This is a genomic window from Micromonospora sp. CA-248212, from assembly GCF_050948405.1.
In the GTDB taxonomy this organism is placed as follows: domain Bacteria; phylum Actinomycetota; class Actinomycetes; order Mycobacteriales; family Micromonosporaceae; genus Micromonospora.
In genome coordinates this window covers 1,599,286-1,621,691 of sequence record NZ_CP192023.1, presented here as the reverse complement: position 1 = coordinate 1,621,691, position 22,406 = coordinate 1,599,286, and the positions used below count along the sequence as shown (strand labels likewise).

At 70.3% G+C, this 22,406-nt stretch carries 36 protein-coding genes and 1 pseudogene; 29 read left to right on the top strand and 8 right to left on the bottom strand.

Annotation, left to right across the window (positions count from 1 at the left end; translation table 11 throughout):
* Positions 1-31: 31 nt before the first annotated feature.
* A complete protein-coding gene (locus ACQP03_RS08145; protein ID WP_433460761.1) occupies positions 32-1,519 on the bottom strand; it encodes a phosphatidate cytidylyltransferase in 1,488 nt (495 codons plus the stop codon).
* A gap of 432 nt (positions 1,520-1,951) precedes the next feature.
* On the opposite strand from ACQP03_RS08145, the gene ACQP03_RS08140 reads away from it, so the two are divergent.
* The gene (locus tag ACQP03_RS08140; RefSeq protein WP_357122247.1) at positions 1,952-2,395 is read left to right on the top strand and encodes a hypothetical protein; all 444 of its coding nucleotides are present in this window, start codon (positions 1,952-1,954) and stop codon (positions 2,393-2,395) included.
* 82 nt (positions 2,396-2,477) lie between these two features.
* On the opposite strand, the gene frr is transcribed toward ACQP03_RS08140, so the two are convergent.
* The 5 genes from frr to ACQP03_RS08115 all read right to left on the bottom strand — a co-directional run bounded on the left by frr (position 2,478) and on the right by ACQP03_RS08115 (position 7,384).
* A complete protein-coding gene (frr, locus tag ACQP03_RS08135) occupies positions 2,478-3,035 on the bottom strand; it encodes a ribosome recycling factor (RefSeq protein WP_204943784.1) in 558 nt (185 codons plus the stop codon).
* Between the two features lie 55 nt (positions 3,036-3,090).
* The gene (gene pyrH, locus ACQP03_RS08130) at positions 3,091-3,858 is read right to left on the bottom strand and encodes a UMP kinase (protein ID WP_110562390.1); all 768 of its coding nucleotides are present in this window, start codon (positions 3,856-3,858) and stop codon (positions 3,091-3,093) included.
* A 162-nt stretch (positions 3,859-4,020) separates the two neighbouring features.
* On the bottom strand, positions 4,021-4,848 hold the full coding sequence (gene tsf, locus ACQP03_RS08125; protein WP_357122243.1) for a translation elongation factor Ts: 828 nt from the start codon (positions 4,846-4,848) through the stop codon (positions 4,021-4,023).
* Positions 4,849-4,982: 134 nt separating this feature from the next.
* Positions 4,983-5,903: a 30S ribosomal protein S2 gene (gene rpsB, locus ACQP03_RS08120; RefSeq protein WP_357122240.1), complete on the bottom strand. Its 921-nt coding sequence runs from the start codon at positions 5,901-5,903 to the stop codon at positions 4,983-4,985.
* A gap of 335 nt (positions 5,904-6,238) precedes the next feature.
* Positions 6,239-7,384 carry a hypothetical protein gene (locus tag ACQP03_RS08115; protein ID WP_433460760.1) on the bottom strand — a complete coding sequence of 382 codons (1,146 nt, stop codon included), beginning with the start codon at positions 7,382-7,384 and terminating at the stop codon, positions 6,239-6,241.
* 174 nt (positions 7,385-7,558) lie between these two features.
* Between ACQP03_RS08115 and ACQP03_RS08110 the strand changes: the two genes are divergently transcribed.
* The 3 genes and pseudogenes from ACQP03_RS08110 (at position 7,559) to ACQP03_RS08100 (ending at position 10,556) form a co-directional block, all read left to right on the top strand.
* Positions 7,559-7,918, top strand: coding sequence for a YraN family protein (locus tag ACQP03_RS08110; RefSeq protein ID WP_357173310.1), 360 nt, complete (start codon positions 7,559-7,561; stop codon positions 7,916-7,918).
* Positions 7,919-7,945: 27 nt separating this feature from the next.
* Positions 7,946-9,022 (top strand): annotated as a pseudogene (locus ACQP03_RS08105) (YifB family Mg chelatase-like AAA ATPase); the annotation flags it as partial.
* Positions 9,023-9,050: 28 nt separating this feature from the next.
* On the top strand, positions 9,051-10,556 hold the full coding sequence (locus tag ACQP03_RS08100; RefSeq protein WP_433460759.1) for a recombinase family protein: 1,506 nt from the start codon (positions 9,051-9,053) through the stop codon (positions 10,554-10,556).
* Here the strand turns inward: ACQP03_RS08100 and ACQP03_RS08095 are convergent.
* Entirely contained in the window at positions 10,553-10,987 is a 435-nt protein-coding gene (locus ACQP03_RS08095; protein ID WP_433460758.1) for a helix-turn-helix domain-containing protein, read from the bottom strand. The genes ACQP03_RS08100 and ACQP03_RS08095 overlap by 4 nt on opposite strands.
* A 206-nt stretch (positions 10,988-11,193) precedes the next feature.
* Here ACQP03_RS08095 and ACQP03_RS08090 point away from each other — a divergent pair, with 206 nt between their 5' ends.
* The 17 genes from ACQP03_RS08090 to ACQP03_RS08010 all read left to right on the top strand — a co-directional run bounded on the left by ACQP03_RS08090 (position 11,194) and on the right by ACQP03_RS08010 (position 17,437).
* Positions 11,194-11,451, top strand: coding sequence for a hypothetical protein (locus tag ACQP03_RS08090; RefSeq protein WP_433460757.1), 258 nt, complete (start codon positions 11,194-11,196; stop codon positions 11,449-11,451).
* Entirely contained in the window at positions 11,448-11,603 is a 156-nt protein-coding gene (locus ACQP03_RS08085) for a hypothetical protein (protein ID WP_433460756.1), read from the top strand. Before ACQP03_RS08090 ends, ACQP03_RS08085 begins: the two co-directional genes overlap by 4 nt.
* Entirely contained in the window at positions 11,600-11,872 is a 273-nt protein-coding gene (locus ACQP03_RS08080; RefSeq protein WP_433460755.1) for a hypothetical protein, read from the top strand. The genes ACQP03_RS08085 and ACQP03_RS08080 overlap by 4 nt, the downstream gene beginning before the upstream one ends.
* 89 nt (positions 11,873-11,961) lie before the next feature.
* A complete protein-coding gene (locus tag ACQP03_RS08075; RefSeq protein ID WP_433460754.1) occupies positions 11,962-12,243 on the top strand; it encodes a hypothetical protein in 282 nt (93 codons plus the stop codon).
* Positions 12,243-13,298, top strand: coding sequence for a DNA cytosine methyltransferase (locus ACQP03_RS08070; RefSeq protein WP_433460753.1), 1,056 nt, complete (start codon positions 12,243-12,245; stop codon positions 13,296-13,298). The genes ACQP03_RS08075 and ACQP03_RS08070 overlap by 1 nt, the downstream gene beginning before the upstream one ends.
* Positions 13,295-13,471: a hypothetical protein gene (locus tag ACQP03_RS08065; protein ID WP_433460752.1), complete on the top strand. Its 177-nt coding sequence runs from the start codon at positions 13,295-13,297 to the stop codon at positions 13,469-13,471. The genes ACQP03_RS08070 and ACQP03_RS08065 overlap by 4 nt, the downstream gene beginning before the upstream one ends.
* 5 nt (positions 13,472-13,476) lie before the next feature.
* Positions 13,477-13,638, top strand: a complete 162-nt coding sequence (locus ACQP03_RS08060) for a hypothetical protein (RefSeq protein WP_433460751.1) — start codon at positions 13,477-13,479, stop codon at positions 13,636-13,638.
* Complete coding sequence (locus ACQP03_RS08055) at positions 13,635-13,895, top strand: hypothetical protein (protein ID WP_433460750.1); 261 nt, start codon at positions 13,635-13,637, stop codon at positions 13,893-13,895. Before ACQP03_RS08060 ends, ACQP03_RS08055 begins: the two co-directional genes overlap by 4 nt.
* A 17-nt stretch (positions 13,896-13,912) precedes the next feature.
* The gene (locus ACQP03_RS08050; protein WP_433460749.1) at positions 13,913-14,365 is read left to right on the top strand and encodes a hypothetical protein; all 453 of its coding nucleotides are present in this window, start codon (positions 13,913-13,915) and stop codon (positions 14,363-14,365) included.
* 292 nt (positions 14,366-14,657) lie between these two features.
* On the top strand, positions 14,658-14,972 hold the full coding sequence (locus ACQP03_RS08045) for a hypothetical protein (protein WP_433460748.1): 315 nt from the start codon (positions 14,658-14,660) through the stop codon (positions 14,970-14,972).
* Positions 14,973-15,004: 32 nt separating this feature from the next.
* A complete protein-coding gene (locus tag ACQP03_RS08040) occupies positions 15,005-15,607 on the top strand; it encodes a hypothetical protein (protein ID WP_433460747.1) in 603 nt (200 codons plus the stop codon).
* A complete protein-coding gene (locus ACQP03_RS08035; protein WP_433460746.1) occupies positions 15,604-15,969 on the top strand; it encodes a hypothetical protein in 366 nt (121 codons plus the stop codon). Before ACQP03_RS08040 ends, ACQP03_RS08035 begins: the two co-directional genes overlap by 4 nt.
* The gene (locus ACQP03_RS08030; RefSeq protein ID WP_433460745.1) at positions 15,966-16,355 is read left to right on the top strand and encodes a hypothetical protein; all 390 of its coding nucleotides are present in this window, start codon (positions 15,966-15,968) and stop codon (positions 16,353-16,355) included. Before ACQP03_RS08035 ends, ACQP03_RS08030 begins: the two co-directional genes overlap by 4 nt.
* Positions 16,345-16,656: a hypothetical protein gene (locus ACQP03_RS08025; protein ID WP_433460744.1), complete on the top strand. Its 312-nt coding sequence runs from the start codon at positions 16,345-16,347 to the stop codon at positions 16,654-16,656. The genes ACQP03_RS08030 and ACQP03_RS08025 overlap by 11 nt, the downstream gene beginning before the upstream one ends.
* Positions 16,656-16,967 (top strand): hypothetical protein, encoded by a 312-nt coding sequence (locus ACQP03_RS08020; protein ID WP_433460743.1) that lies wholly within the window; start codon positions 16,656-16,658, stop codon positions 16,965-16,967. The genes ACQP03_RS08025 and ACQP03_RS08020 overlap by 1 nt, the downstream gene beginning before the upstream one ends.
* Positions 16,960-17,205 carry a hypothetical protein gene (locus tag ACQP03_RS08015; RefSeq protein WP_433460742.1) on the top strand — a complete coding sequence of 82 codons (246 nt, stop codon included), beginning with the start codon at positions 16,960-16,962 and terminating at the stop codon, positions 17,203-17,205. Before ACQP03_RS08020 ends, ACQP03_RS08015 begins: the two co-directional genes overlap by 8 nt.
* A complete protein-coding gene (locus tag ACQP03_RS08010; protein WP_433460741.1) occupies positions 17,198-17,437 on the top strand; it encodes a hypothetical protein in 240 nt (79 codons plus the stop codon). The genes ACQP03_RS08015 and ACQP03_RS08010 overlap by 8 nt, the downstream gene beginning before the upstream one ends.
* 433 nt (positions 17,438-17,870) lie before the next feature.
* Here the strand turns inward: ACQP03_RS08010 and ACQP03_RS08005 are convergent, their stop codons facing one another.
* Positions 17,871-18,119, bottom strand: coding sequence for a hypothetical protein (locus ACQP03_RS08005; RefSeq protein ID WP_357130471.1), 249 nt, complete (start codon positions 18,117-18,119; stop codon positions 17,871-17,873).
* A gap of 205 nt (positions 18,120-18,324) precedes the next feature.
* On the opposite strand from ACQP03_RS08005, the gene ACQP03_RS08000 reads away from it, so the two are divergent.
* Genes ACQP03_RS08000 through ACQP03_RS07965 form a run of 8 tightly spaced genes read left to right on the top strand, consistent with a single transcriptional unit; the run spans position 18,325 to position 22,380 of the window.
* Entirely contained in the window at positions 18,325-18,642 is a 318-nt protein-coding gene (locus tag ACQP03_RS08000) for a hypothetical protein (RefSeq protein WP_357130474.1), read from the top strand.
* Positions 18,639-18,908: a hypothetical protein gene (locus tag ACQP03_RS07995; RefSeq protein WP_433460740.1), complete on the top strand. Its 270-nt coding sequence runs from the start codon at positions 18,639-18,641 to the stop codon at positions 18,906-18,908. The genes ACQP03_RS08000 and ACQP03_RS07995 overlap by 4 nt, the downstream gene beginning before the upstream one ends.
* Positions 18,905-19,162, top strand: coding sequence for a hypothetical protein (locus ACQP03_RS07990; protein ID WP_433460739.1), 258 nt, complete (start codon positions 18,905-18,907; stop codon positions 19,160-19,162). The genes ACQP03_RS07995 and ACQP03_RS07990 overlap by 4 nt, the downstream gene beginning before the upstream one ends.
* Complete coding sequence (locus ACQP03_RS07985) at positions 19,162-19,506, top strand: hypothetical protein (RefSeq protein WP_433460738.1); 345 nt, start codon at positions 19,162-19,164, stop codon at positions 19,504-19,506. Before ACQP03_RS07990 ends, ACQP03_RS07985 begins: the two co-directional genes overlap by 1 nt.
* Positions 19,503-19,922, top strand: a complete 420-nt coding sequence (locus ACQP03_RS07980; protein WP_433460737.1) for a hypothetical protein — start codon at positions 19,503-19,505, stop codon at positions 19,920-19,922. The genes ACQP03_RS07985 and ACQP03_RS07980 overlap by 4 nt, the downstream gene beginning before the upstream one ends.
* Positions 19,919-20,134 (top strand): hypothetical protein, encoded by a 216-nt coding sequence (locus ACQP03_RS07975; RefSeq protein WP_433460736.1) that lies wholly within the window; start codon positions 19,919-19,921, stop codon positions 20,132-20,134. The genes ACQP03_RS07980 and ACQP03_RS07975 overlap by 4 nt, the downstream gene beginning before the upstream one ends.
* The gene (locus tag ACQP03_RS07970) at positions 20,131-21,189 is read left to right on the top strand and encodes a hypothetical protein (protein ID WP_433460735.1); all 1,059 of its coding nucleotides are present in this window, start codon (positions 20,131-20,133) and stop codon (positions 21,187-21,189) included. Before ACQP03_RS07975 ends, ACQP03_RS07970 begins: the two co-directional genes overlap by 4 nt.
* 18 nt (positions 21,190-21,207) lie before the next feature.
* Complete coding sequence (locus tag ACQP03_RS07965; protein WP_433460734.1) at positions 21,208-22,380, top strand: hypothetical protein; 1,173 nt, start codon at positions 21,208-21,210, stop codon at positions 22,378-22,380.
* Positions 22,381-22,406: the final 26 nt, after the last annotated feature.

Sequence of the window (22,406 nt, the reverse complement as noted above, 5' to 3'; positions counted from 1 at the left end):
CGGCAGCGCTCCGGCCATGGTGACGCATGCCTCACCCCGCCACCGGCACGAAGATCACCAGCAACAGGTAGGCGGTCGGCACCGCGAACAGGATCGAGTCCAGCCGGTCCATCAGGCCACCATGCCCCGGCAGCAGGTTGCTCATGTCCTTGATACCGAGATCCCGCTTGATCATCGACTCGGCGAGGTCGCCGAGGACCGCCGCGCAGGAGACGGCCACCCCGAACACCGCGCCCCACCACGGGGCCAGGTCGAACATCAGCCACAGCAGCAGGGCGCTGCCCAGCGCCGCCGCGGTGACCGAGCCGGCGAACCCCTCCCAGGACTTCTTCGGGCTGATGGACGGGGCCATCGGATGCCGGCCGAACGAGACGCCGGCCGCGTACCCACCGGTGTCGGAGAGGACCACCGCGATCAGCGTGGCCAGGATGCGCAGCCGACCGTCGTCGGGGGCCGCCGCCAGCAACGCCGCGAAACCGGCGAGGAACGGCACGTAGACGGCGATCAGGGTGGCGGCGGTCAGATCCCGCTGGAAGCCGGCCGGGCCGTCACCCAACCGCCAGATCATCGTGCCGAGCACCGTCACCAACAGCCCGAGGCTGAGCGCGTCCGGGCCGGCGAACCAGGCCAGACCCACCGTCAGGACACCACCGGCGAGCAGCGGCACCAGCGGCGGGTGAGCGCCGCTGCGCCGAACCGCCCGAGCCATCTCCCAGATACCGATGGCGACGGCGGCGGCGATCACCGGCAGGAACGCCGGCGGATAGACGGCCAACGGCACCACGATCAGCGCGCCCAGGGCGAGGCCGACACCGATCGCCGCCGGCAGGTTGCGGCCGGCTCGTCCGGTACCCACCTGCTGCGTCGCCGGTCGGTCGACGCTGGCCCGTCGGCGTCCCTTCGGTCGCCGCCCCACCGGCGGCTCCGGGTCGGTGATCGGGTCGTCGTCCGGCAGGATCTCGGCGCCGATGGGCGCGAGCTGCGCCGTCGGGAAACCGGCAGCGTCGTCGAAGCGGGGCGGAACCTCACGGTCGTCGAAACGCGGTGGCACGTCACCGTCGTCGTAACGCTGACCGGCGCCGGGGTCGGCATAACGTGGCACCGCGTCACCCGTTGGCGGGCCGTCGCCGTAGCGGCCGGGGTGACCCCGGTCGTCGTACGGGTCGGGCTGGTTCCGATCGTCGTCGTAGCGATCCCGGTCGTCGAAGCGGTCGCGCCGGTCCCGGTCGTCGAAGCGGTCGCGCCGATCCCGGTCGTCGAAGCGGTCGCGCCGATCCCGGTCGTCGAAGCGGTCGCGGTCGTCCGGGAGGACCGGCCGGCCGCGCTCGTCGTACGGGTCCGCCGGGTGCGGATCGGCGTACGGCCGGGTGCGGGGCTCGGCGTACAACTCGGGCCCGGCGGCCGGCCGGCGGCTCCACTGGCCCGCCTCAAGCTCCTGCTCGGGCCAGGGCAGGGCAGCCGGGCGCTCGGGCCGGTCCCAGCCGCGCGGCTCGTTGGTGTAGGGGTCGGGGTGGGACATCACGCACCGCGACGCGGCACGAGTACCACCACATGACGCAAGGCCACAAGCATCCCCTACACGCGCGACTGTGTTCCGCTGGCTCGACCGCCCCGATGGTCGGTCGATTCCCGGTGCGCACCGGCTGGTGGCCGGGAATCCTGACGAGCCTACTGCACCCGCCGCCGGGGCGAGGCGGACGATGGCACCCGTGACCGCCGGGCCCCTCCGGGTCACGGTGCGCAAGGGCCCGCGAGTCGCGTCGCCGTGCTGCCACGACGGCGGCGGACGCACGGCGGCCTGAGCAACCCCGCCCGCCGCAGACGCATCGACGCCTATCCGACCGAGCATCCGGGCGAACAGGGGATGACCCGCAACACCCGTCGGTGGTCGGCTGTCGGGGTGCCGGCGTCCGCCGGCGGTCTCTACCACAGCAGCGGGGAAGGAACGTTCGTGCGCAGAATCAGCCTGGCGGTGCTGACGATGGCCGCCCTCGTCCTGACGGCGGCCTCACCGGCCACCGCGGCGACACCGAACGCCAGCATCAGGATCGACCACCGCACCAGCGAGATTTACCTGTACGACGGAAGTCCCGACGGCACCGGGCCGGCGTTCCCGGCCGCCACCGCCCGGGGAGAGGTGCGCAACTGCCCGACCGGCGTGTACTTCCTGTCGGCGTCGCTGACCCAGGACGGCCTGCCGACCTTCTGGGCCACCGGCGGCCTCGGCGCCGGCGAGATCGTCTGCGACGGCGGCACCGCCAGCATCTCGATGGGCTTCTACCGGGCCGACCCGGTACTGCATCCGGGTCGGGCCACCGTGCGCTTCGAACTGCACGACGCGTACGTCGGAACGACCCTGACCGAGACGACCCGGACCGTCCGGATCCCCCGCTGACGCTCGGACGGCGCGAGGCCCGTCCCCGGATCGGGGGCGGGCCTCGCATCGGCTGCTCATCCGGCGGACGCCGGGTCGGGCCTCAGACCTCCAGCAGCTCGGTCTCCTTGTGCTTGACCAGGTCGTCGATGTTGGCGACGTAGCGCTGCGTCAGGTCGTCCAGTTCCTTCTCGGCGCGGCGACCGTCGTCCTCGCCGGCCTCGCCGTCCTTGACGATCCGGTCCAGCTCCTCCTTGCCACGGCGGCGAACGTTGCGGATCGCCACCTTGGCCTCCTCGCCCTTGTGCCGGGCCACCTTGATCATGTCGCGGCGGCGCTCCTCGGTCATCTGCGGGAGCAGGATGCGCAGCTGGTTGCCCTCGTTGTTCGGGTTCACCCCGAGGTCCGAGTCGCGGATCGCCTTCTCCATCGCGTTGATCTGCGAGTTGTCGTACGGCTTGATGATGGCCATCCGCGGCTCGGGAACCGCGATGGACGCCATCTGGGTCAGCGGCGTGGGCGTGCCGTAGTAGTCGATGATGACCTTGGAGAACATGGCGGCGTTGGCGCGACCGGTGCGGATGGCGCCGAACTCCTCCTTGGCGTGCTCGACAGCACGCTCCATCTTTTCCTCGGCCTCGAGGAGGGTGTCGTCGATCACCGGTCTCCTCGCCTCCTTCTGTGCTCGTCGTGGGCTCTGCTGAAAGTCGTCAGGCTCAAGCGGTGATCAGGGTGCCGATCTTGTCGCCACCCACCGCGCGGATGATGGTGTCGTCACCCTGCGCGCCGAAGACCAGCATCGGCAGGCCGTTCTCCATGCAGAGGCTGAACGCGGCCGCGTCGGCCACCCGCAGGTTGCGGCGCAGCACCTCGGAGAAGGTGATCGAATCGAGCTTGCTGGCGGTCGGGTCGATCCGCGGGTCGGCCGTGTAGACGCCGTCCACGCCGTTCTTGCTCATGAGCACCACGTCGGCGCGGATCTCCAGCGCCCGCTGGGCGGCCACGGTGTCGGTCGAGAAGTACGGCATGCCGGCGCCCGCGCCGAAGATGACCACGCGGCCCTTCTCCAGGTGCCGGATCGCCCGCAACGGGATGTACGGCTCGGCGACCTGGGCCATCGTGATGGCGCTCTGCACCCGCGTCTCGATGCCCTCCTTCTCCAGGAAGTCCTGCAACGCGAGGCAGTTCATTACGGTGCCGAGCATGCCCATGTAGTCGGCGCGAGCGCGGTCCATCCCGCGCTTCTGCAGCTCCGCGCCGCGGAAGAAGTTGCCCCCTCCGACCACCACCGATACCTGCACGCCGCGGCGGACCACGGTGGCGATCTGGCGGGCGATGGCCTGCACGACGTCCGGGTCGACGCCGATCGCGCCCCCGCCGAACACCTCACCGGAGAGCTTCAGCACCACCCGGCGGGCCCGTCCGGGCGGCGGTGCCGTCGGATCGTCCATCGCCAGCGTCCGGTCACTCACAACCTGCGTCATCCGCCCCGCCTTCCCCACGCGCACGCCCCGGGCGACGCGTTACCGCGAACCTGCCGCTGCCGACCCTATGTGACGAGGAGGCCGCGGTGCCTGTCACGTACACCGGCGGCCTCCTCGTTCGACGTCTCCTGCCCACGGGCGCGCGTGGCGCCCGGTGGCGGCTCAGGCCTGGCCGACCTCGAACCGCACGAAGCGGGTCACCTCGATGCCGGCCTCGGCCAGCACCTGCTTCACCGACTTCTTGTTGTCGGCCACCGACGCCTGCTCGACGAGGACGTAGTCCTTGAAGAAGGCGTTCACCCGGCCCTCGACGATCTTCGGCAGGGCCGCCTCGGGCTTGTTCTCCTCGCGGGCGGTCTGCTCGGCGATGCGCCGCTCGGACTCGACGACGTCGGCCGGAACCTCGTCACGGCTGAGGTACTTCGGCCGCATGGCCGCGATCTGCATCGCGACGCCGCGGGCGTCAGCGTCGCCCGCCTCGTCGCTCTTGCCGGTGTACGACACCAGCACGCCGACGGCCGGCGGCAGGTCCTGCGCCTTGCGGTGCAGGTAGACCGCGGTGGTGCCCTCGACCGTGGCGAACCGGTTGAGCACCAGCTTCTCGCCGATCTTGGCGGACTGCTCCTGGATCAGGTCCGCGACGACCTTGCCGTCCAGCTCGGAGGCGAGCAGCTCCTCGGCGTTGGTCACGCCGGAACGCTCGCCGTGCTCGACCAGCTGCTGGGCCAGCGCGATGAACGACTCGGTCTTGGCGACGAAGTCGGTCTCGCAGTTGAGCTCGAGCAGGGCCTTGCCGGAGTGGGCGACCAGACCGTTGGCGGCCGTACGGCCAGCCCGCTTGCCGACGTCCTTCGCGCCCTTGACGCGCAGGATCTCGACGGCCTTGTCGAAGTCGCCCTCGGCCTCGGTCAGCGCCTTCTTGCTGTCCATCATGCCGGCGCCGGTGAGGTCGCGGAGCTTCTTGACGTCCGCGGCGGTGATTTGGGACATGGCTCTCTCTTCGGTGTTGAGTCGGCGTGTGGATGGTCAGAGGTGCCGGTTACCCGGAATCGGGCCGAACGTGCCCGTCGTACCGTCGCCGCCCGCCGTCCGCGAAAACGGACGGCAGGGCGGCGACGATGCGATCACTCCGCGGCGGCGGCCGCCGGCTGCTCGGTGGCGGCCTGCGCCGGCTGCTCGGCGGCGGCCGGCTGCTCGGTGGCGGCGGGCTGCTCGGCGGCGGCAGCGGCCGGCTGCTCGGCCGGGGCGGCCGACTCGTCAGCCTTCTTCGGCTCGAGCAGCTCGCGCTCCCACTCGGTCAGCGGCTCGTCGCTCGCGACACCCTCGGGCTTCTCGTCGTTGCCCCGGCGACGGCCGGAACGCGCGATCAGACCGTCCGCGACGGCGGCGGCGACGACCTTGGTCAGCAGCTCGGCCGAGCGAATGGCGTCGTCGTTGCCCGGGATCGGGAAGTCGACCTCGTCCGGGTCGCAGTTGGTGTCGAGGACGGCGATCACCGGGATGCCCAGCTTGCGGGCCTCGTCGACGGCGATGTGCTCCTTCTTGGTGTCGACGATCCAGACCGCGGCCGGCAGCTTCTGCATGTCCCGCAGACCACCCAGCGTGCGGGTGAGCTTGATCTTCTCGCGGGAGAGCTGCAGGGTCTCCTTCTTGGTGTAACCGGCGGCGGTGCCGCTCAGGTCACCAAGGGCCTCCAGCTCCTTCATCCGCTGGAGCCGCTTGTACACCGTCTGGAAGTTGGTCAGCATGCCACCGAGCCAGCGGTGGTTGACGTACGGCTGACCGACCCGGGTCGCCTGCTCGGCGATGGCCTCCTGGGCCTGCTTCTTGGTACCGACGAAGAGGATGCTGCCACCCTCCGCGACGGTCCCACGCACGAACTCGTACGCCTTCTCGATGTAGTCGAGAGTCTGGCGCAGGTCGATGATGTAGATGCCGTTGCGCTCGGTCATGATGAAGCGCTTCATCTTCGGGTTCCAGCGCCGGGTCTGGTGCCCGAAGTGGACACCGCTCTCCAGCAGCTGACGCATGGTCACGACGGCCATGGTGTGGGTACTCCTCAAGATCCCTGGTTGTCACGCCCGGCCGGTGGCCGGGCGTCCTGGCGCCTGGTCGCCGGCCCATGGTGGACCCGACCAAGATCGGGACCAGGGAGGCCGTCGCTACACGACGATTCGTGAAGAGGGCGCGCGAGGTCGACCGCGCGAGGCGGTCGCCAGTTGGCCAGTGTACGCCCCTCCCCGGTTTCGGCGTGCCGGGGTGCCGCGCCGCCGGACAAGATCGCGCTAGTTCCGGGAAATAGTGGCCTCCGCGTCACCAGAGGCCACTATTTCCTGGTTGTTGCGTGGATCATCGGCCGCGCCGGGCGGACGGCGGCGGGTCAGCCGGCGGCGAGCGCCGCGGCGACGAAGAGCACCAGGCCGACGGTCAGGTACGCCGTGGGAGGGCGCAGCCAACCCCGGCCGCTGTCGGAGAGCGCGAGTCCGCCCGTCCTGAGCCCGTACAGCCCGGTTGCGAAGATCGGCAGCCCGGCGACCAGGCAGATACCCACCACGACGTTGCCCGCGTCCACCGGGTCGCCCGTCACACCGGCCAGCAACACCCGCAGCGCGGGGATCTCGAAGATCAACGTCAGCAGGGCGAAGAGGGCCGCCAACGCCGGCCGGCGGGTCCGGTAGACCCCGTCCGGAGCCGGGGGGTACGCCGGCGCGTCTCCCCCACCCAGGTCGGGGCGGGGGCCGATCCCCGGCATCGGGCCGGTCGGCATATCCAACGGATGCGGGTGCTCCCCGCTGCCGCCCCGGGTCGGCTCGACGATCGGGTAGCCGGCGAGCGGGGCGGGCCGGCTCTGCTCGGCCAGCGGGACGGGCTGGCTCTGCTCCCCGGGCAGGCCGGGGCCACCGAGCAGCGCGACCGCCGGCCCGACGTCCGCGGTGGGGGCCGGGCCGACGTTGCTGCCGGTCACCAGCCCGGCGTCCCGGGCGCTGGCCGTTCCGGCGTCTCGGGCGGTGTCCGGCGTCGTCATGGTCAGTGGCTCTCGGGCGGCCCGGCGGCCGGGCAGCTCACCGGAGATCTCCGAGGGGTCCCGATCCGCCCTGCGTGAGCGGGTCGGCCGGTAGCCGTCCGCGTCCGTGCGGACGTCACCCAGCGGATCGGGGGCACGCCCGAAATCTGCCCCGCCGACCCCCAACCGCCCCGGCTGCGCGTCGACGACACCGAACCGCCCGGAGTCCGGTTCCGGGGCACCCCCGAAGCGGACCGCGTCCACCGCGCCGAAACGACCCGAGTCCGGTTCTGACGCGCCGCCCAGGCGGGTCGGGTCGGGCTCGCGGCGTCGGCCGACTCCGGTGTCCTCGACGGAGCGGGCGTCCTCGACGCCGCGCTGCTCGGGGATCTCGCCGTCGCGGTATCGCGGTTCACCCGCGCCGCGCCACTCGGGCTCGCCGTACCCGCGCCCCCGCTCGTCGGGGTACCAGCGCGACTCCTGATCTTCCGGAAAGCTCCGTCGTCCGTCCACGTCAGGCACCGTATGCGACGGGCCAGGCCCGCGCCATTTGGCCCCGGCCGGGTTGATCGACACCAATTGGCGCCGTAGCACAGCAGGGGCTTGATCGTCCGGTCGTCCACAGAGCGACCGTCATCCACAGGCGGGCGCTCTCGGGGTCGCGGCCCTCGTGCCCCGAGGGGCACCGTCGCGGCCATGACGAAGCGGAACCAGGCGGTCGGCGCGTACGGCGAGCGGTGCGCCGCCCGGCACCTGAGCGAGGCGGGACTACGCCCGATCGTCCGGAACTGGCGCTGCCCGGAAGGCGAGATCGACATCATCGCCTGGGACGGGCCGGTGCTCGCGTTCTGCGAGGTGAAGACGCGTCGGGGCGACGCGTTCGGCTCACCGGCCGAGGCGGTCGTACCCGCCAAGGCCCGCCGCCTGCGCGGTCTCGCCGCACGCTGGCTCGCCGAGACCGGCACGAGCGCCGACGAGGTGCGGTTCGACGTGGTGTCGGTACGTCTGCCCGACACCGGTCCCGCGCGGGTCGACCACCTCAAGGGCGCGTTCTGAGATGCGCCGACGAACGGGGGACGCGTCATGAGCTACGCGAAGGTGCTCTGCGTGGGGTTGGTCGGCGTCACCGGCCACCTGGTCGAGGTCGAGGCGGACCTCGCCGCCGGCCTGCCGGCGGTGGTGATCTCCGGCCTGCCGGACACCGCCCTGCACGAGGCCCGCGACCGGGTCCGGGCCGCCGTCGTCAACTCCGGTCAACGGTGGCCCAACCGGCGCATCACGCTGAACCTGCTGCCCGCGACGCTGCCGAAGTTCGGCTCGGCATTCGACCTGGCCATCGCCGCCGCGCTGCTGGGCGGCTCCGGCGAGCTGCCACTGCTGCCACTGGAGAACGTGGTGATCCTCGGCGAGCTGGGCCTGGACGGGACGGTCCGGCCGGTACGCGGCGTGCTGCCGATGGTCGTCGCGGCGGCACGGGCGGGTATCCAGCGCGTGATCGTGCCGACCGACAACGCCGCCGAGGCCGCCGTCATCCCCGGCGTCCGGGTACGGGCGGTGGACACGCTGCACCGGCTGGTCACCTTCGTCCGTGACGGCAGCCCGCTGATCGAGCCACCGACGGACACCCCGGCGCCGATCACCGGCGGCCCCGACCTCGCCGAGGTCGCCGGACAGCAGATGGGCCGGCGCGCGTTGGAGGTCGCCGCGGCGGGCGGGCACCACCTCGCGTTGCTGGGCCCGCCGGGGGCCGGCAAGACCATGCTGGCCGAGCGGTTGCCGTCGCTCCTGCCGGAGCTGGACGACGACGCGGCGCTGGAGGTGACCGCCCTGCACTCGGTCGCCGGGCTGCTGCCACCGGGTGGTCGGCTCCTGCGTCGTCCGCCGTTCCAGGCGCCGCACCACACGGCGACCGTCCCTTCGCTCGTCGGCGGCGGTTCCGGGCTGGCCCGCCCCGGCGCGGTGTCGCTCGCCCACCGCGGGGTGCTCTTCCTCGACGAGGCCCCCGAGTTCAGCAAGGGCGCGTTGGAGGCGCTGCGCCAGCCGCTGGAGCACGGCCGCATCCAGCTCAGCCGCAGCGGTGGCGGCACCGAGTACCCGGCCCGGACGCAGCTGGTGCTGGCCGCCAACCCGTGCCCGTGCGCGAAAGTGCGTGCTGACATGAGGGGTTTCCGCGAATAGGCTGTCGTGCATGCTGCTGCCCGCATCGGCCGTGGATGTAGCCGACCTCTACGCCCGCAAAAGCTCATCCGACCAAGGCCGCAGTGTCGCCCGCCAAAAGCGACGATGGCTGGCCGACTGCCTCGACCTCGGCGTCCAACCTGGCCGCGTGTTCGTGGACCCGAACTTCTCCGCCAGTCGGTACGGGCGCAAAGAACGGCCCGACTACGCAGAACTGCTAGACCACATCCGCTCACGACACTGCAAAATGATCTCCCTGTGGGAGGTGACACGGGCCGACCGGCAGATGGGCCCGTGGGTGGCTTTCCTGGATCTCTGCCGAGACCTCGGAGTGTTCATCCGCATCTTCGGCGACGAAGATCCGGCCACCTACGACCCCCGCCGATGGCGCGACCGCGAGTTCCTGCTCAAAGAAGGCGTGGCAGCCGAAGGTGAAATTGAGAAGCTGCGGGCCCGCGTGAGGGAAGGCATCGACGACGCCGCCCACCAAGGGCGACCCCCGGGCCCCCTGCTCTACGGGTACGCGCGGGTCTATGGCGCACCCACCAGTGACAGCGTCACGGCATCCGGGCATAAGCGCCGAACCGTGAAGCAGGTCATTAACGAGGACGAAGCCCGGATCGTCCGACGGCTCGCCGCAGACACCCTCGCAGGCATTCCCTTGCAGCGGCAGGCGATCCTGTTGAACGACGCCGGGGTACCCACCCCATCCGGTGAGGGCAGGTGGACCGGAGGGCACATCAACAGGATGCTCCGCAACCCCGGCTACGAGGGGCATCGCATCCACCGAGACAAGCTGGCAACCACGGGCGCATGGCCCGCCATCCTCGATTCGGAGACGGCAAGCCAACTGCGGGCGATGCTGGAACAGCCAGGCCGCCTCAACCACGCTGACGCGTCACTTGCCTACCAGTTGAGCGGGGCAGCCCTGTGCGGGGTGTGTCGGCGGCCGTTGCGGCCCAAGAAGGCGAACGGCCGGCATCGCTACCAGTGCCTGCACCGCGGTTGCATGGCCGTGTCGGCGGGGGTGCGGGAGATGGACGACGTTGTCGACGAGTTCATCAGGGCCCGCCTGCGAATGCCGGATGCCGCCGCCGCGTTTACGCCGATAACGGGCGGCCCCGGGTTGGATCAGGCGCGGGCCGATCTGGCGGCGTTGAAGAAGCGGCTGGCCGAGTTGGAGGACGCAGCGTCGCAGCCCGACGGTGAGGGTCTGGATTTCCTGATGGCCGCAGCGCGCAAGTTGCGCCCGCAGATCGAGGCCGCTGACGCGAGGGTGCGCCAGTTGCAGACCCCGGCGACCTTGCGTGGCTACGACCCGCACGATCTGGCGGACAGGTGGACGGACTATCCGGTGGGTGAACGCCGCCTCGTGATCATGACGTTGGCGGAAGTTGTGTTATCGCAGGTCGGAAAGGCTGGCCGGTGGTCGTATCAGCGGCTCGCCGAGTCACGCTGGCAGGGCGATTCGCAGACGTGGGGCCAGGTGTGGCGCCGCAATGGCGTGGTTCTTTAGCCGGTGCCTTGGGCGTCGCGGCGCGTCTCGGGGTTGCTGGCTCGCTGGCGTCGACCCCGCAGGCGTGCGCGAAGCATCTCGGTGTACGCCTCGCGTTCGTGGTCGGGCAGGTCGGGGTTTTCGATCAGGTCGAGTAGTTCTTGTGTGCGGGCGCTGATGATGCGCGCCGGCTCGGGAGGCAGGGCGAGTTCGTCGCGGCTGAGGATGCCGAGGATGGCGGCGAGTTCCCGACGGTCCAGGTTGAGCACTTGGAAGATCGCGATGAGGTGTTCGCGGTCGGGTTTGTCGCTTTGGGCGTTCTCGTAGCGCTTGAGTGTGCGCAGGCCGATGCCGGTTGCGTCGGCGAGGTCTTCTTGCCGCCATCCGGCTGCTGCTCGCCCATCCTTGATGAGGGTGGCGAGTCGCTTTAGGTCGTCTTGGCTGACTGGCACGCCGCAACCATAAGTGCCCGATGTGGCACTCCTGAGCACCCTCTCCCCTACGTGCCGCACGTGGCCCCCAGCCCGCCCCGTCATGTTGGCCGCCTCTCCCGCACAAACATGAACACGCACCGCTCACCATACATCGATAAAGACGATTTGACTTACCTCGCGTCAACTCTTGCGTGCCATACGTGGCACCTGGCAAGCTAGGTGTCATGAACGGCACCCTTACCCGTGAGTCAAGTGCAGACCTTGGCACTGGCTACCGGCTGACCAAGGCAGCCGCCAACCAAGCGAAAACAGTGCTCGGCTTCACCAAGTACGAAGAGGTGGCTCAGCACATGGGCATCTCCCGGCGCAGCTTCTTCCGCCTTCTGAGCGGCAACTACCCGATCAGCCTCAACCAGGCCGCCGACTTCTGCGACCTCATCGGCTGGCCGCTCGCCGAGGCATTCCAGCGGGGCGAGCAGTGACGGTCCCCGCCTGGATCGTCCAGGCCACCGCCGAAGCCGCCCCCGAACTGGTCGCCGAGCAGATCGACCGCCTGCGGCTGGTGCTTGCGAAGGACCGCCAGCACGCGGCGCCCGAGTCCGCGCCGACAGCGCCCGAACGGCGGGCCGCATGAGCGCCACTACGATCAGCCACCCCGCCGGCACCGCCCGCCTGGCCCTGTCCGGCGGCTGGGTCGTCGACATGGGTGACCAGTTCCCGACGTGGACGCCCACCCGCGAGCGCGCCTACGACGTGCTCGACGCGCGGGTCGCCGCGAAGACCACCCGCATCCTCCCGTCGGGTGAGGTGCCGACGCCCGGCCTTGCCGCCCCCATAGCCGGGTGGGCGCGCGAAGCCGTGACCTGCGAAGTCACGGCAGGCGACAGCTTCCACTCCCCCTGAAAGAGCTGAACGCCCACCGGGGCCCACCGGTAGGCGTTCGTCGCTCTGTCACCACAACCCGATACCTGGATGAGAGGACATCGGACTTGATGACTCCACTAGTACAGCACACCATCGTCCGAACGGACGACACGGCCCGCGTTCTGCCCGGCTCGTCAGATTCGCAGGCGTGGACGGTGCCGCTGGTCGCCGGCCTCGCCGGTACGTCCGTGGATGAGGTGGCGCACACCCTCGCCCACCCGGTGCCGCAGCACGGCTGCCCGTACGGCGGGTGCGTGGACGCGACGGTCACCTACCGGAACCCGTCCGCAGAGCAGACGTGGCGAGAGGACGCCCTGGTGTCGCCGGTCCGTCACGAGGTGAACGTCTGATGCTCACCTCCGGCGCCCTGTGTAAGGGCTACGGCGGGTTGGAGATGGCCGCCGAAATGCTGTTCGGGCCGATGGAGCGCCTGTGGTACGCCGAGTTCGACCCGGCCACCACGACCAGCGGAAAGCCTGTTCAGCAGTACGCCGCCCAGGCGTGTGCCGCGCACTGGCCGAACGTGCCCAACCTCGGTGACCTCACCGCCGTCGACTGGGCCACCCTGCCGCGAGTTGACGTCCTGATTGCCGGGTTCCCGTGCACGGACGTGTCCGCGGCGGGCAAGCGTGCCGGGCTCAAGCCGGGCACCCGCACGGGCATCTGGTCGCACATCGCTTACGGCATTGGCGTGCTCAAGCCGCGCTTGGTGCTCCTTGAGAACGTGGAGGGACTGCTCAGTGGCCGATCCGATAGCGACGTGGAACCCTGCCCGTGGTGTTTGGGAGACATCCCGGCTGACCTTGTGGTGCGGGCACTCGGAGCCGTACTCGCAGACCTTGCCGCCCTCGGGTTCGATGCGGAATGGATCACTGTTCCCGCGTCAGACGTCGGGGCACCGCACCGGCGGAAGCGGGTCTTCATCGCAGCCTGGCCTGCTGCCGACGCCCAGGGCGTCGGACACGGGCACACCGGGGCGTCGGGCATCGGAAGGGTTCCGTCCGCCGCTGTCGCAGGTGCTGCTGGGGTTGGAGCAAACGGGGTAGCCCTGCTGCCGACCCCGCGTGCCACCGACGGGACCAAAGGTGGCCCGAACCAGCGGGGCACAGGCGGTTCCGCCAGCACCCCTGGCCAGTGGGGCCCGTACGCGTCGGCGATTGCTCGCTGGGAGTTGGTCACGGGCAGGCAGGCACCGAGCCCGACCGAACCCGGCACGAAGGGTCAGCCTCGGCTGTCGCCCCTGTTCGTCGAGTGGTTGATGGGCCTGCCGGCGGGCTGGGGGACGGGCCACGTTCCCCGCAATGGGGCGCTCAAGTGCCTTGGTAACGGCGTGGTGCCGCAGCAGGCGGCTTACGCGTTCGGGGAGCTTCTGCGTTCGGCTGGGCTACTTGAGGTGGCGTCGTGACCGCCCGTTTCCGTGACTCGGTGCCGTCGATGGCGGAGTCCAGCGCATCCCGTGAGGAGTCGCGCCGGCTGGAGTCGCGCCGCCAGTGGTGGTGGATTGCCGCCTGCTGGCTGGTGGCCGCTGCGGTGTTGGTGTCGGCGCTGCTCGCGTTGTCGGGCGGTGAGGTGCGGTGACCGGGGTGTTGCGTATTGAGCGCGCGTCTGGGCCGGTGGTGGTGCCGTTCGGTCCGGGTGACGCCCAGGCGGCCGAGCGGTTGCGTGACCGGTTCGCGGTTGAGGAGTCGGTGCGGTCGGGTCGGCGCCGGGTGGAGATCGTGCCCGCCGAGGACGGTGCCCGGTGACCCGCCAGTTGTCGAAGCCGCCGTTGGGCGCCCGCTACGAGTGCGGCGGTCCGTGCGCGAACTGCGCGGAACCGGTTGTCCGTCTGCGCGTTGACGGGAAGGTCGCACCGTCGCGGTGGCTGCACACCCCGAACCGGCTGCACTGCGTCAACCCGTTGACCCGTGAGCAGTTGCCGACGGTCGCGGAGGTTGCAGAGCCGTCGGTGTTGCGGGATCCGGCGGCGACGATGCGGCTGCGTGCCCGGGGGCGGTCGTGAGTCGCCGTCTCGCCCGCGTGGCTGCTGTCGCCTTGGCCGCGGGCGTGTTCTTGGTGGCCGCGACGGTGGCGGTGCTGCTGGCCGGGTCGGCGGTGTTGGACCTGTATTGGGATCCGCAGGCGGCGGTGGTGCAGGCGATCGTCGCGGTGTGGGTGGCGCAAACCCCGGTGCTGGCGTGGCTGTTTGGTCGCCGCACCCGCGCGGATCGGCGAACGGTGGTGCTGCGTTTGCGTGCCGAGATCACCGACCTGCGCGCTGAGGGTGAGCGCAAAGACGCCCGGATCGCCGCTTTGGAGGACGAGCGCTCCCAGTGGTGGGAGTCCGCCCACGGGTCGCGGTGGGCCGACGACGACCGGCTGCTGCCTGACACCGGTGACCGCCCTGACTGGGCGTCGATCAACCGCAAGAACGACACCACCACCACCACGGCGGCGGGCACCTCGCTGCCTGCGGCCGTTTCTCATCCCTGACCGTCCCTTCGAGGGGAGCCCGACATGAACCTGTTGACTCGTTTGGCCGGCAAGTTGCATCTCGCAACCCGCCGCCGCCCGGCCCCCGTGGTGGGTCGCGCCCGGGTGCCGTTGGGGAACATGCCCCGCGCCCGGGAGGTGGACGGTCCAACGGTCCGTCTCCTGCGGCCCGGTCAGCCCGGTGTGAACGCTGGTACGGCGTATGTGCGGCCGGAGGGTGTGATCGGCCGTCACCGTGCCCCCGACATGAACACGATGCCGGCCCGTTTCGCCCGTCAGCGGGTGGCTTGAGATGCCCGCCGACCTGATCGTGTACGCGCTGCTGTTGGGTGGCCTGCTGATCGCCGCCGCCGTCCTGTTCACCAACCCGGCCCCGCTGCTGGCCCGTGTCCGCGCCATCGGCACGGCTACACACGTCGACCTGCTCGGCTTGCCGCCGGGACGTCCCCTGCACGAGCGGGAGGACTACCCGGGCGGGCGGGACGGCGCGTACGTCATCCACTCCGAGATGCGCGCGTGGTCGGGCCTCGTCGCCGAGCTGGCCGACCTTGCTGAGGTGGCGCCGCTGATCGAGGCCGCGTACCTGCCGGTGGGGGCGTCGCGGTGAACGGGTGGGAGGTCGCCGGGTACACGTCGGGGTTGGCGGCGCTGCTCGCGCTGGCTGTGCTGGTTGCCCGCGAGTTCGTGTTGGAGGGCCGCGAGCACCGGGCCGCGAATGAGCAGATCGGTGCGGAGCATCGGTTGCCGTTGTGGCAGGCGCAGGCATGGCAGGAGTCGTGCGGTGCGGGCACGACGATGTTCCCGGCGTCGCATCCCCGTCTGCCGTCACGGCTGGCGGTGTGGTGGGGGCTGACGTGGTCGGTGCTGCGGGAGCAGGTGTCCGGCGGTGACCGGTTCGCGGTTCCGGGCGGAAGGCACACGCCGACGGTCGGATGGTCGCCCCGCGATGTGGCCCGGCATTTGGCGGCCCGCTCGTATCTGACTGATGGCGAGGTGCGGGAGATCGCCGAGCAGGAGTTCGCCGCCGGCTTGAACCTCGAACGGGCGCCGGAGGTTGGGGTGATGCCGGCCCGGCTGCCGTGGGATGTACTGGACCGGGCGTCGGGTAAGGCGTCGGTGAATCGGCCGTTCGATGAGCAGATCCGTGACCGGAATGACGTGCTGCATGGCCGGGTGCGTGCCGCGGCGAACAGTGAGGCGACGCAGTTCCTGCCTGTCGTCCCGTCGGACGGTGCCCGATGATCCGCCTCTACCACTTCACCTGCTCGCATGCGGCGCCGCTGATCCGTCAGGGCGGCCGGCTTCGCGCGTTCGCGCAGCCGCAGCTTGACGGCCGGAAGCTGATTTGGTTGACGGACCTTGAGGTGCCGACCCGCGCGCAACTCGGCCTGACCTCGCACCTGCTGCGCTGCGACCGGATGGAATACCGGGTCACGGTCGAGGTCGACGCCGACCGGTGGGTGTCGTACGCGCGTGCCGCGTTCGGATCCGCGAAGGCCCGGCGCCGCGCGGTGGACCTCGGTCGGGCCCCGGGTGCGCTGCCGATGCACTGGTGGGTGACCGACGTTGAGGCGCCGGTGCTGCTGGTGGAGCGTGCCCGGTGACGTGGTGGCGGTGGTTGCGGGCTTTCCTGTCGAACCAGGCCACGTTGGCGGCGCTGGTCGTCGACCTGGAAGCCCGCTCGGATCGACTGGTGGCGTTGCTGCGCCGGGAGAAAGCCTGCCGGGAACTTGAGGCGGAGATGCGCCGCGCCGAGCTGGCCACCGAGCGTGCCTCCCATCGGCGTGAAGCCGAGTCGCTGGACGCCGGCAACCAAACCCTGATCGAGCTGAACCGGCACCTTGAGGCGACGAACAGCAGGCAGGCCCAGCGTCTTGGGGCCGCGCACCGGTTCGCCGACCGCCTGCCCGACGACTTGGCCGCCGAGCTGCGCGCCCTGCTCGCCCCCACGTTTTCCGCCCAGCCTGAGGAGGCCACCCGTGTCCGTTGAGTTCACTGCCACGCCCATCGAGGTGGCCACGATCACCGCCGCCGACTATCTGGTCGCCGTTGGGTTGGGGTTCGTTCTCGCGCTCGCTGCTGCCGCCCTCGGGGCGTGGGTGTTCTCGCAGGGCGGTGAGTGCGAGCCGCCACCCGCCGACACGGATTCGTGGGAGTCGGCGGAGACGCAGGAGTTGCCGGAGTCGGTGCGGCGCCGTTCGGGTCCGCGTACGGGCACCCTGCACGGTCCTGTGTACCGCCGTTCGGACGACGACACGGTGGTCGTCAAGCCTGCGGAGTCACGCCGGTGATGGGGACGCTGTTCAACCCTGGCCCGTTCTGGATTGTGGCCGGCGGCGCTGCTGTCTGCGTGGGCTGGGTGATGCTGTGTCGGGCGGTTGGCCGCCGCATCAGCTTCTCGGCCCGGCAGGCTCACGCCGAGGCGGTCGCTGAGATCACCCCCGCGTCGGGTGTGGCGCGAGTGCCGCAACCATGGCATCCGTCGCAGGGTGCGCCTCGCCCGGAGCCGGTGACGGAGCTGTTCACGCTGTGCGCGGACGAACCCGACGCGACCGTGGTCATGTCGCGTGTTCCCCGGCAGCGGGCGGTGCGCCGTGGCTGAGACGCGAACTCCGGCACAGGCCGAGGAGAACGGCGACCGCTGGCGGCGGCGTGGCCACTACTGCCTCGCCGTCGCCGTCCCGTTCGCGCTGTTCGGGTACGACACCCTCTTCTGGTTCCTGGTTGTCGTCGGTTTTGCCTGTGCCCGCCAGGCGGCGAGTCAGTTCGGTTGGCGGGCCGGTTACCTGGACTGCAAGACCCATGCGGCGAAACGCCTTCGCGAGGTGCGCCGTGGCTGATCGGGAGCGGTGTGTGCCGCTGGTTGACGACGACGGCCAGGTGGTCGCGTCGGTGCGCGTGGCGGGCGATCTGGATGAGGAGTCGCGCGAGCATCTGCTGAACATCGTGCATGCCGCCCTGCGGCGCGAAGCCGAGCTGGACGCGGCGGACCCGGGGCGGGCGGAACGGCAGCAGGCCGCGATGGAGCGGATCCGGGAACGGGCTCGGCGCTGGCGGGGTGAGCTGCGGTGAACGCCACCGATCGACTGGTAGTCGGTGGGGCGCTCATCGCGTTCGGCGTGGCTGCTGCCGTCGCCGGCTGGCCGATGCCGGGCGCGCGTTGGTTGGATTCGGGTTGGGCACGGCGCTGTCCGGGCTGCTCGCCGTGTGGCGGGAACGTCGGTCGGGTGAGCCGTCGTGAGCCGAGCCTTCTATCGGGGCTACCAGTCGCGGCGTGTCACCCGCCTTCACGTCATGCGTGAGGACGGGCCATTCGCGGGTCGGCAGGGGTTGTGTGGCACGGGTGGTTGGGCTGGCCGCCGGTCGGAGCCGATCATTTTGGACCCGATGCCGTTGGTGCCGCCGGACGGCTTGTCGTGGTGCCCGTCGTGTGTGGGCTGGTTGGCGGAGCGGCGTGGGCTGCTGGCCGGGTGGGCTGCCGAGATGGCGAGCGCACGGTGAACGACTACAGGTCGGTGGGGTCGCCGAGGGCTTCGCGGGCGCGGCGGTACCAGTCCATGGGCACGAGCGCGCCCCGGTCGGCTCCGCGCTTGCCAATGATCGTGTGGACGCCGGTCTTCTCGCCCTCATCCAGTCGCTGGCCGAGCACTTTGCGCACTGCCTCCACGCCGAACCGTTCGGTGTTCGCCACGCCGGGATCGTACAGCGCGGCTGGTGTTTGGCCGTACTGCTCGGCCGGCGCGGGACGAAACACGGGCAACTCCTTAAGCCGAAACACTAGCCCAACCTTAAGGTTCAGGGTAGAGTTAGTGGTGTCGAGGGGTCAACCAGACCACCTCACCACCCGCCGGTCCCGGCGGTACGGCACCCGCAGGCATACCGCCCGCACCGACTGCCTCCGCCGGGACGGCGCACAAGCCAACCAAACGATCACCTCCAACCTTTGGAGTCGATGACGCATGCCCGAAATCATCCTGCCGCCGCTGGACATGCCGTGCCCGCACTGCGCCACCGAAGAGGCGCATAAGCGAGCGGCTGCCGAGTACAAGGCATGGTCCGACGAGGAGCAGGCCGCCTACGAGAGCTTCGCCCTCACCTACGACCTGTCGTGGGGCGTGGCAGACGCGTGGAAGAACAGCCCCACCTACCGCGAGCTTAAGGACCGCGAGCCGGAGCCCGCCGGGGTCGGCTGCGTGGAGTGCGACTACACGCAGCGGAAGCTGACGGATGCCGGGCGGCAGGTGCTCGACTTCCTTCACACGTGGACCAGCAAGTGACCGCCCTCAACACCGCCGAGACGCAGAGCCCGTCGTACGTCGCGCTGGTTGCTGCCCTGCGTTCGGAGTTCAACTCCCTCGCGCTTGAGGCGCTGCGTATTCAGCTCCTCCCCCACCGCGACAGCCCCAGCTCGCTTGGCCTGCTGACCCAGGCCGTCATCGACGCCGGGGACATCACCTACGACGCGGGCGAGTCAGCCCACCCGGCGGTGCGCGCCTACCTCGACCGCGCCATTCAGGGCACGGGCGGCGGTGAGCGGCTGTGACCGACTTCGACACGAAGCCCGAAGACTGGCAGATGCCCGTCCCGATGCGTCTGATCGACGCCGCCGAGGACGCGCGGCAGATGTACGGCGCGGACAAGGCCGCCGAGATGTTCCCGAATCTTCCCGAGCACGACTGGCGCTTCGAGGCGTCTCTGCCGACCGGCGGAACGGTCACCTTCTCGTACCACGCGACCGCCGAGTACATCGCCGCATACCTCAAGCGTGAGGGCGTCAACCTGGGCGGTGAGCGCTGATGCCCGCCGCGACCGTGTGCCGTCCAGCCGTGTTCCTTCTCCGCCGCATCATCCTTTGCCCGGTCTGCGAACGTCCCCGCCCGTTCGCCGGTTCCGACGCCCCCTGGTACGGCACCACATGGTCGTGCTGTGGCTGCGGCGACTCGTGGACTGACGGCGAGCGTCACGAGCGTCCGTTCGCCCGTGGCTGGCGAAAGAAGGCCATCGCGGAGGCGCGGCGGACGTGGATTGAGGCCATCGCGTTCGACCCGCGCGAGTACGTGGCGTGGGTGAGGGCTGAGGTCTTCGGTGATGCGGAAGCCGCCGCGCGTTACGACGCTGCCGTGGCAGGTGATCTGCTGTGACCGCCGAGGTGGAGTTGCTGCGCGAGGCCGCCCGGCTGATGCGTGAGCGGGCTGCCGCTGCCACGCCGAGCCCATGGACGGCGATCAACAATCGCAGCATCGAGGCACCGGCTGGTTGCCGGGGGCGGGTGGTGGCGTCGGTCGGTGCGTACGAGTGCGGCTGGCCTTCGACCGCTGACGCCCAGCACATCGCGTCGTGGGATCCGATGTCCGCTCTCGGGGTCGCGGACCTGCTGGACACGTTCGCCGAGTACGACTGGTCGGACGAGCGGCACCGCGCTGCGCTGACTCTCGCTCGCCGCTACACGCGGCTGTGCACCTGCACGATCGACCCGGACGGTGCCCGCAACACGGACGGCTGCGTACTCCACGACCTGCCGCCGTGCGGGTTCCTGGTCGACGAGGTGGGCCGATGACCGCGCCCGCCTTGGCCGCCCCGACGCTGCCCGTTCCGCAGCCCGCCCCGGACGTGCCGTTTCCGCACCCGATGCCGCCGCCCAACCAGCAGGCCACGTGCCCGACGTGCGGCAACCCGGTGGCGTCGCTGCTGGCCGCCTGCTGGAAGCCGGCGTGCCTGACCGCTGACGCCGACTACGACGCCGCCATCGATGCGAGGAGCGACGCATGACGATCGCCGCCGAGCGGCCCGCCGCGCCCATCTTTCACGGCGTCGACACGGTGGAAGACCAACGCTTCTACCTCATCGGCGACCTGCGGCTCATCTCCGTCACCACCGCGACCGGTGTCATCGAGAAGGAAGCGCTCGTGCGCTGGGCTGCCAGCTTGGCCGCCCAGGCTGCGTTTGCCGAACTGCCGTCCGTCGTCATCGCGTCCCGCATCAAGCCGTGCGGCAACACCGGCAGCAAGTGCGCCGGTGAAGGCGGGCACGACCACACCGAACGGTGCGCGCGGTGCGCGTGCGGCGAGTGCAAGGCGTGCATGGCCGCCTGGATCGCCCGGCGCCACTCGGTGCACACCAAGCGGCGGTCCGACGAGGGCAAGGCTGTCCACGACGTCGTGGAGTGGTGGTCGTACACGGGTGAGATCAAGCCCCACGATGAGGACATCGCCCCGTACGTGAAGGCGTTCCAGGCGTTCATCGCCGACTACGGCCTCACCCCCGACTCGTTCCAGGTGTCGGAAGCGCTGGTAGTCAACCGGGAAGCCGGTTACGCCGGCACCTGCGACGGCATCGTCGAGATCGACGCCTCCGCCACGGTCGCCGCCGCCAAGCTGGTGTCCAGGGTGACTGGGGTGTCGTGGCGCAAGGCCAAGAAGCTCGGCCTGAAAATCCTGCTGATCATCGACTTCAAGACCCGCGAGGGTGAGGAGCCGAAGTTCTACCCCGAGCAGGCGTTGCAGGTCACGGGCTACCGGCACGCCCCGATCATCCGCATCAAGAACTCGGACGTTGAGGAGCCGATGCCTGCCACTGACGGCGGCATGTTGGTTCAGCTCCGTCCCGACGGCGTGACTGTGCGGATGGTCGTCACCAGTGAGGAAACGTACCGCGACGGGTTCCTGCCGGCGCTGGCTTTGACGAAGTGGCTGATCGAGTCCGGGCCGGCCGCAGTAAGCCGCAATTCATTCGTGCTGCCCGAGACGATCGCCGCCCGCGCCCGCAAGGCCGCAAAGGATGCCGCACCCGCTCCTGCCGCTGAGCCGGCCCCGGCCGCCGCCTGAAATCTGAGGAGAACACATATGCCTATCAAGACTTTGCAGCGACGCCTGACGCAGGTTGGTGTGATCCGGCTCGGTGAGAAGCGGCTGTCGCAGCGCGGCAAGGAGTACCCGGCCAAGTTGGAGACGCTGCGGTTCACATCGCCGTCCCGGTCTCTGATCGAGGCGGTGACCGCGAAGTACGGCGGCGAGGTAAAGCCGTGGCAGCACACCACCGGCCCGCAGTTCGAGGTGGTCACCGACGCGAAGACGATCCCGGTGCTGGTGCCGCCGCAGCAGATCGACCCGAACTACGAGCTGTGGGGTAACGGGTTCAAGTCGCGGCACTGCGACGGGGAGACGGAGAAGATCCGCAACGCGTCGTGCCTGTGTGACCCGGTGCGGGCTGCCGCGCAGGCCGCAGGCCGTGACCTCAAGCCGGGCGACGTGTGCAAGCCGACAACCCGCATGTCCCTGATGCTGGCGGAGATCCCCACGCTGGGCACGTTCAAGCTTGAATCGCATGGCTGGAACGCTGCCGCCGAACTGCCGATGCTCGCCGAGTCCATCGCCACCGCCGCCCAGCCGATCCCCGCTCGGTTGGAGTTGCAGCACCGGGAGAAGAAGCTGTTCCACCCGGGCAGGCCGCAGAACGAGCAGATCGAGTCGCGGACGTTCATGGTGCCGGTGCTGCACTTCGAGTTCGTCACCCCGGCGCAGGCGTTCGGCGGGCAGATCGGGCAGGCCGCCCGTCAGGCGATGGTCGCCCAGCACCTAGCGGCGATCGGCGCCGCACCGGAGCAGCAGGCGGACCCGGAGAAGTTGACGGAGGCGCAGGTCATCGACGCCGCGCAGCGGGTGTCGACAATCCCGCAGTTGCAGGAGTTGTGGAGTACCGCCGGCAAGGACGGCGCACTGACCGATGCGGCGAAGGACGCGTTGAAGGCACGTGCCGCCGAGCTGGACCCGCCGAAGCCTGCCGCCCCGGCTGCTGCGCCGCAGTCCTTGGCTGCTGGCGAGCCGGTGGATGCCGAGGTAGAGCCGAACCCGGACGCCTTGTGGGTGCAGATTCAGGCGGTCGCCGGGCAGCGGAAGTGGAACGCGGCGGCGCTTGAGGAGCGCATCACTGCCCGGTTCAACAAGTCGTCCGATGAGATCAACGGCTTCCACATGGCGACGTTCCTCGCCGAGGTTCAGAGCGGGGTGATCGCGTGACGTGGCATCAGGGCGTCATGGTCGCC

Coding starts and splice junctions, on each gene's coding strand:
- ACQP03_RS08090 (WP_433460757.1), top strand. CDS start 11,194: ATGAACGGCACCCTTACCCGTGAGTCAAGTGCAGACCTTGGCACTGGC.
- ACQP03_RS08020 (WP_433460743.1), top strand. CDS start 16,656: ATGGGGACGCTGTTCAACCCTGGCCCGTTCTGGATTGTGGCCGGCGGC.
- ACQP03_RS08045 (WP_433460748.1), top strand. CDS start 14,658: ATGCCCGCCGACCTGATCGTGTACGCGCTGCTGTTGGGTGGCCTGCTG.
- ACQP03_RS08035 (WP_433460746.1), top strand. CDS start 15,604: ATGATCCGCCTCTACCACTTCACCTGCTCGCATGCGGCGCCGCTGATC.
- ACQP03_RS08075 (WP_433460754.1), top strand. CDS start 11,962: ATGACTCCACTAGTACAGCACACCATCGTCCGAACGGACGACACGGCC.
- ACQP03_RS08145 (WP_433460761.1), bottom strand. CDS start 1,519: ATGTCCCACCCCGACCCCTACACCAACGAGCCGCGCGGCTGGGACCGG.
- ACQP03_RS08100 (WP_433460759.1), top strand. CDS start 9,051: ATGCTGCTGCCCGCATCGGCCGTGGATGTAGCCGACCTCTACGCCCGC.
- ACQP03_RS07970 (WP_433460735.1), top strand. CDS start 20,131: ATGACGATCGCCGCCGAGCGGCCCGCCGCGCCCATCTTTCACGGCGTC.
- ACQP03_RS08080 (WP_433460755.1), top strand. CDS start 11,600: ATGAGCGCCACTACGATCAGCCACCCCGCCGGCACCGCCCGCCTGGCC.
- ACQP03_RS07985 (WP_433460738.1), top strand. CDS start 19,162: ATGCCCGCCGCGACCGTGTGCCGTCCAGCCGTGTTCCTTCTCCGCCGC.
- ACQP03_RS08000 (WP_357130474.1), top strand. CDS start 18,325: ATGCCCGAAATCATCCTGCCGCCGCTGGACATGCCGTGCCCGCACTGC.
- ACQP03_RS07975 (WP_433460736.1), top strand. CDS start 19,919: ATGACCGCGCCCGCCTTGGCCGCCCCGACGCTGCCCGTTCCGCAGCCC.
- rpsB (WP_357122240.1), bottom strand. CDS start 5,903: ATGGCCGTCGTGACCATGCGTCAGCTGCTGGAGAGCGGTGTCCACTTC.
- pyrH (WP_110562390.1), bottom strand. CDS start 3,858: ATGACGCAGGTTGTGAGTGACCGGACGCTGGCGATGGACGATCCGACG.
- ACQP03_RS08070 (WP_433460753.1), top strand. CDS start 12,243: ATGCTCACCTCCGGCGCCCTGTGTAAGGGCTACGGCGGGTTGGAGATG.
- ACQP03_RS07965 (WP_433460734.1), top strand. CDS start 21,208: ATGCCTATCAAGACTTTGCAGCGACGCCTGACGCAGGTTGGTGTGATC.
- tsf (WP_357122243.1), bottom strand. CDS start 4,848: ATGTCCCAAATCACCGCCGCGGACGTCAAGAAGCTCCGCGACCTCACC.
- ACQP03_RS08110 (WP_357173310.1), top strand. CDS start 7,559: ATGACGAAGCGGAACCAGGCGGTCGGCGCGTACGGCGAGCGGTGCGCC.